Raw genomic sequence first — 5426 nt, 5'->3', positions numbered from 1 at the left:
GGCCGGGCCGGTGCTCCGGGGGGCCGCACCCGCGGAGCGGGCGCAGGCAGCGGGGGAGGGCCGGTCCCGAAGCGGTCCGACCGCCCCCAGCGCGGCAGCGCCGGCACGACCAAGCGCAGCCAGCCCACGCGGGTCCCGCGCGAGGCGTCCCGACCGGACGTCGACGTCCACGACCCAGACGGCATCCGCCTGCAGAAGCTGCTCGCCTCGGCAGGCGTCGGCTCCCGCCGCGTGTGCGAGAACCTCATTGCAGAGGGGCGGGTGGAGGTCGACGGGCAGGTCGTGACCGAGCTCGGCGTGCGGATCCGTCCCGACCAGGTGGTCCACGTCGACGGCGTGCGCGTCCAGCTCGACGAGAGCCGGCTCTACTTCGCCTTCAACAAGCCGCTGGGCGTCGTCACGACCATGAACGACGAGCTCGGCCGGATCAACATCGGCGACTACGTCGGCAACCGCGAGCAGCGGCTGTTCCACGTCGGCCGGCTCGACGCCGACACCGAGGGGCTGCTCATCCTGACCAACGACGGCGACCTCGCCCACCGGCTGCAGCACCCGCAGTACGGCGTGCTGAAGACCTACCTCGCCCAGATCGCCGGCCCGGTCCCGCGGGACCTCGGTCGCCGCCTGCGCGAGGGCGTCGAGCTCGACGACGGCCCCGCCAGCGTCGACTCGTTCCGGGTCGTGGACTCCCAGCCGGGGCGCGCGCTCGTCGAGGTGGTGCTCCACGAGGGCCGCAAGCACATCGTGCGCCGCCTGCTCGACGCCGTCGGGCACCCGGTGCTCTCGCTCGTGCGCACACAGGTCGGACCGATCCACCTCGGCGACACCAAGCCCGGCAAGATGCGCAAGCTCAACAGCGACGAGGTCGGCAAGCTCTACGCCGCTGCCGGTCTCTGACCGGCCGGCACCCCGCGAGGGAGCGCCGGCCGCGGGTCCGCCGTGCTGCGTCACTGGTCAGCCACGCTGACCAGTGAGGCGGGACCGGCGCACCGGGGCGACGACCCTCGGCCCGTGGGCGCGAGCGCCCGGTCGGGCCCGGCGTGGGTAGCCTTCGCGTCGTGAACCCCACCGTGCGGATCGTCGGCACCGGCCTCATCGGGACCAGCCTGGGCATCGCCCTGAGCCGGGCCGGGTATGCCGTGTCGCTGGCGGACCCGTCGCCGACGGCCGTGGCGCTGGCGCGCGACCTCGGTGCGGGGGAGGTCGCCGGCACCGGCACCCCCGAGCCCGGGGTCGTCGTCGTCGCGGCACCCCCGGACGTCGCGGGCGCCGTGGTCGCGCTGGAGCTCGCGTCGTGGCCCCGGGCGGTGGTGACCGACGTCGCGTCGGTCAAGGTCGCCGTCCTCGACGACGTGCGGGCCCGGGGCGGGGACGTCACTCGGTACGTCGGCTCGCACCCGATGGCGGGGCGTGAGCGGTCCGGAGCCGTGGCCGCCCGGGGAGACCTGTTCGACGGTCGGGCCTGGGTCGTGGTGCCGCACGCCGAGTCCTCCGCCGAGGCCGTGCAGACGGTGCAGGAGCTCGCCCGCGCCGCCGGCGGGACCGTCTCCACCATGGACCCCGAGGCGCACGACGATGCCGTCGCGGCGGTCTCGCACGTGCCTCAGGTCGCGGCCTCGCTGGTGGCGAGCCGGCTGCGCGACCTCAGCGAGGCCGCCGTCGCGCTCTCCGGCACCGGCATCCGCGACGTCACGCGGATCGCAGCCAGCGACCCCCAGCTGTGGACCCAGATCCTCTCCGGCAACGCGGCCGCGGTCCGCCACGTCCTGGCGGACCTCCGGTACGAGCTCGACGAGGTCGTCACCGCGCTGGACCGGCTGACAGGGGGTGACGCCGTCGGCGCCCGTGAGGTGCTGGCCCGGGTCGTCGCCCACGGCAACGCCGGCCACGCCCGCATCCCCGGCAAGCACGGTGCCGCGCCGACGGCATACGGCGTCGTGGTCGTGCTGGTCCCGGACCGGCCGGGCGAGCTCGCCCGGCTCCTGCACGACGTCGGCGACGCGGGCGTCAACCTCGAGGACCTGCACCTCGAGCACGGGCTCGGGCAGCCGTTCGGCCTCGCGGAGATCTCCGTGCTGCCCGCCGTGGTCGAGCGCCTGGGCGAGGAGCTGCGCGCCCGCGGCTGGCGGCTGCACGGCTGACGGGCACTATCCTCGACCGCCATGAGCAGTGAGCACCTCGTCGTGGCCGTCGACGGGCCGTCCGGCTCAGGCAAGTCGAGCGTCTCGCGCGCGGCGGCCACCCGGCTGGGGGTGGGGTACCTCGACACCGGCGCCATGTACCGCGCGGTCACGTGGTGGTGCCTCGAGGAGGGCGTGGACCTCGACGACCGCGCCGCGGTCGCGCAGGCGGCCCGCGAGATCCCGCTGGTGATGGGCACCGACCCCGCGCACGCCAGCGTCCGGGTCGGTGGGCGCGAGATCGAGGACGCCATCCGCACGACCCGCGTGTCCGAGGTGGTCTCGAAGGTCGCCACGAACACCCAGGTGCGCCCCGTCCTGCAGGAGCTGCAGCGCGAGCTGATGGACGAGATCGCCACGCGCACCGGGGGAGTGGTGGCCGAGGGTCGCGACATCACCACGGTGGTGGCTCCCGACGCCGACGTGCGGGTGCTGCTCACCGCCAGCGTCGAGGCGCGCCTGCGTCGCCGGTCCAGGGAGCTGCACGGCGGTGACGACGCCGCAGCCGTCGCGGCGACCCGCGACCAGATCGTGCGCCGCGACCGGGACGACTCGACCGTCTCCGACTTCATGGAGGCGGCTGACGGCGTGCGTCTCCTCGACACCTCCGACCTGGACTTCGAGCAGAGTGTCGATGCCCTGGTCGACCTCGTCCGCGCCGAGGCCCCCGCCAAGGTCCGGGGGTGACGGGGGCGTCCCGCACGGCCCCGGCGGCCGGGGCGGTACAGGTGGCCGGGCCCTGGCGGGTCCGGGTCAACATGGTCATCGGCTGGCCGCTGTTCCACGCCATGTACCGCCTGTCGGTGATCGGCCGTGACCGGGTGCCGCGCGTGGGACCGGTCGTGTTCGTCGGGAACCACGTGGGCTTCCTCGACGGTCCGATGCTGCCGGGTGTGGCGCCGCGTCCGACCTGCGTGCTCGTGAAGCGGGAGATGTTCCGCGGGCTGCTCGGGCGCTTCCTGACGTTCATCGGCCACATCCCCGTGACCCGTGGCTCCGGCGACCGGGCGGCGCTCAGCGCGGCCGTGGCGGTCCTGCACTCCGGTGGCGCGGTCGGCATCTTCCCCGAGGGGACCCGCGGGCGCGGCGACGTCGCCGCCGTCCAGCAGGGCGCCGCGTGGCTGGCGCAGCAGGGGGGAGCGGTGGTCGTACCGGTGGCCTTCCTCGGGACCCGGGTCGCCGGTGCGTCGAGGAACTCGCTGCCCCGCCTGCGCAGCAGGGTCGTCGTCGAGTTCGGCCACCCGGTGACGCTCTCGGCCGACCCCGCCCTCACCGGCCGCCAGCGGCTCGTCGCCGCCACCGAGCAGGTCCGCGACGCCCTCGCCACGCACGTCCGGGAATCCCAGACCCGGCACCAGGTGTTCCTCCCCGGGGACGAGGGCTGACCGGCCCGTCCCCGCGCCCGTGCCGCGACTGTCCGTGCGCCCGGCCCAGGCTGGGTCGCACGCCGGGCCGGGGTCGGTCCCACACCCGCCCCGGTCGAGGTGGACGGGGCACCCGCCGACATGCGAGACAATGGGCGACGGCCCCACGGCATACCTGCGCCGCGGCGCCCCCACCACGACTCCCCGAGGACCCGCTGTGACCGAGCACCTGACCGACGACTCCACCGTCGAGCGCGCCCTGCGCGCCGGCCTGGAGGAGTTCGACCTGAGCGACGAGGACCGCGCCCTCGTCGACGGCGAGCTCGACGACGACGGGTACGCCCGTGAGCAGGGTCCGCGCCCGGTCGTCGCCGTCGTCGGCCGCCCGAACGTCGGCAAGTCCACCCTCGTCAACCGCATCCTCGGCCGCCGCGAGGCCGTCGTGGAGGACGTCCCCGGCGTGACGCGCGACCGTGTCGCCTACGACGCCGACTGGGCGGGCCGTCGGTTCACCCTCGTCGACACCGGCGGCTGGGAGATCGACGCCACCGGCATCCACCTGCGGGTCGCCGAGCAGGCCGAGGTCGCCGTCGAGCTGGCCGACGTCGTCATGTTCGTCGTCGACGCCACCGTCGGTGCGACGGACGACGACGAGGCCGTCGTGAAGCTGCTGCGGCGCTCCGGCAAGCCCGTCGTCCTCGTCGCGAACAAGGTCGACGACCAGCGCACCGAAGCCGACGCCGCCGCCCTGTGGAACCTGGGGCTCGGCCAGCCGTGGCCGGTGTCCGCGCTGCACGGCCGGGGGAGCGGTGACGCCCTCGACGCCGTCCTCGAGGTCCTGCCGGCGGTGTCCCTGGTGGGTGGCGCCTACGAGCGCGGTGGCCCGCGCCGCGTCGCCCTCATCGGCCGGCCGAACGTCGGCAAGTCCTCCCTCCTCAACAAGCTCGCGGGCTCCGAGCGCGTCGTCGTCGACAACGTCGCCGGCACCACGCGCGACCCGGTCGACGAGCTGATCGAGCTCGGCGGCAAGACTTGGCGCTTCGTCGACACCGCCGGCATCCGCCGCCGGGTGCACCAGACGCGCGGCGCGGACTTCTACGCCTCGCTGCGCACCCAGACCGCGCTGGAGAAGGCCGAGGTCGCCGTCGTCCTCATCGACGCCGAGCAGAGCATCGCCGAGCAGGACATCCGGGTCGTGCAGCAGGTCATCGACGCAGGTCGTGCACTCGTCGTCGCCTACAACAAGTGGGACCTGCTCGACGAGGAGCGCCGCTACTACCTTGAGCGGGAGATCGAGCGCGAGCTCGTGCAGATCCCGTGGGCGCCCCGCGTCAACATCTCCGCCAAGACCGGGCGCGCCGTCGAGCGGCTCGTCCCCGCGATCGAGAAGGCGCTGGACTCCTGGGACACCCGCGTCCCGACGGGCCGGCTCAACGCCTTCCTCGGCGAGGTCGTGGCCGCCCACCCGCACCCGGTGCGCGGCGGCAAGCAGCCGCGCATCCTGTTCGCGACGCAGGCCTCGACCCGGCCGCCGCGGTTCGTACTGTTCGCGTCCGGGTTCATCGAGGCCGGGTACCGCCGGTTCATCGAGCGCCGGCTGCGCGAGGAGTTCGGCTTCGAGGGCACGCCGATCGAGGTGTCCGTGCGGGTGCGCGAGAAGCGCAAGCGCCGCTAGCACGGGCGGCCCGCGACGTCGGGCTCGCGTGCGGCATACCGATTTCAAGCGGCGGTATGCCGTGCGCTAAGGTTTCGTTCGCTCCGCAAGGGGCGAATGCCACGGGCTGTGGCGCAGCTTGGTAGCGCACTTGACTGGGGGTCAAGGGGTCGCAGGTTCAAATCCTGTCAGCCCGACCAACCGGGGCCTGACCTGTCACCACAGGTC

The 5426-nt window shown here is 74.3% G+C and carries 5 protein-coding genes and 1 tRNA gene; all 6 read left to right on the top strand.

Annotated elements, in window-relative coordinates:
* The coding region (locus tag ACFUC1_RS20150; RefSeq protein ID WP_379123020.1) for a pseudouridine synthase at positions 1-897 on the top strand (897 nt) is incomplete at its 5' end.
* 161 nt (positions 898-1058) lie between these two features.
* Positions 1059-2141: a prephenate dehydrogenase gene (locus ACFUC1_RS20145; RefSeq protein WP_379123018.1), complete on the top strand. Its 1083-nt coding sequence runs from the start codon at positions 1059-1061 to the stop codon at positions 2139-2141.
* A gap of 21 nt (positions 2142-2162) precedes the next feature.
* Entirely contained in the window at positions 2163-2867 is a 705-nt protein-coding gene (gene cmk / locus ACFUC1_RS20140; RefSeq protein WP_379123016.1) for a (d)CMP kinase, read from the top strand.
* Positions 2864-3565, top strand: a complete 702-nt coding sequence (locus ACFUC1_RS20135) for a lysophospholipid acyltransferase family protein (RefSeq protein ID WP_379123014.1) — start codon at positions 2864-2866, stop codon at positions 3563-3565. Before cmk ends, ACFUC1_RS20135 begins: the two co-directional genes overlap by 4 nt.
* A 130-nt stretch (positions 3566-3695) precedes the next feature.
* Positions 3696-5219 carry a ribosome biogenesis GTPase Der gene (der, locus tag ACFUC1_RS20130; protein ID WP_379123012.1) on the top strand — a complete coding sequence of 508 codons (1524 nt, stop codon included), beginning with the start codon at positions 3696-3698 and terminating at the stop codon, positions 5217-5219.
* Between the two features lie 102 nt (positions 5220-5321).
* Positions 5322-5398 (top strand) — tRNA-Pro (locus ACFUC1_RS20125).
* Positions 5399-5426: the final 28 nt, after the last annotated feature.

Source organism: Pedococcus sp. NPDC057267, from assembly GCF_042668795.1.
GTDB lineage: Bacteria > Actinomycetota > Actinomycetes > Actinomycetales > Dermatophilaceae > Pedococcus.
This window is presented reverse-complemented; position numbering and strand designations above follow the sequence as displayed.

Bases quoted from the DNA above. Each gene is read 5' to 3' on its own strand.
- cmk (WP_379123016.1), top strand. From the start codon at position 2,163: ATGAGCAGTGAGCACCTCGTCGTGGCCGTCGACGGGCCGTCCGGCTCA.
- der (WP_379123012.1), top strand. From the start codon at position 3,696: ATGGGCGACGGCCCCACGGCATACCTGCGCCGCGGCGCCCCCACCACG.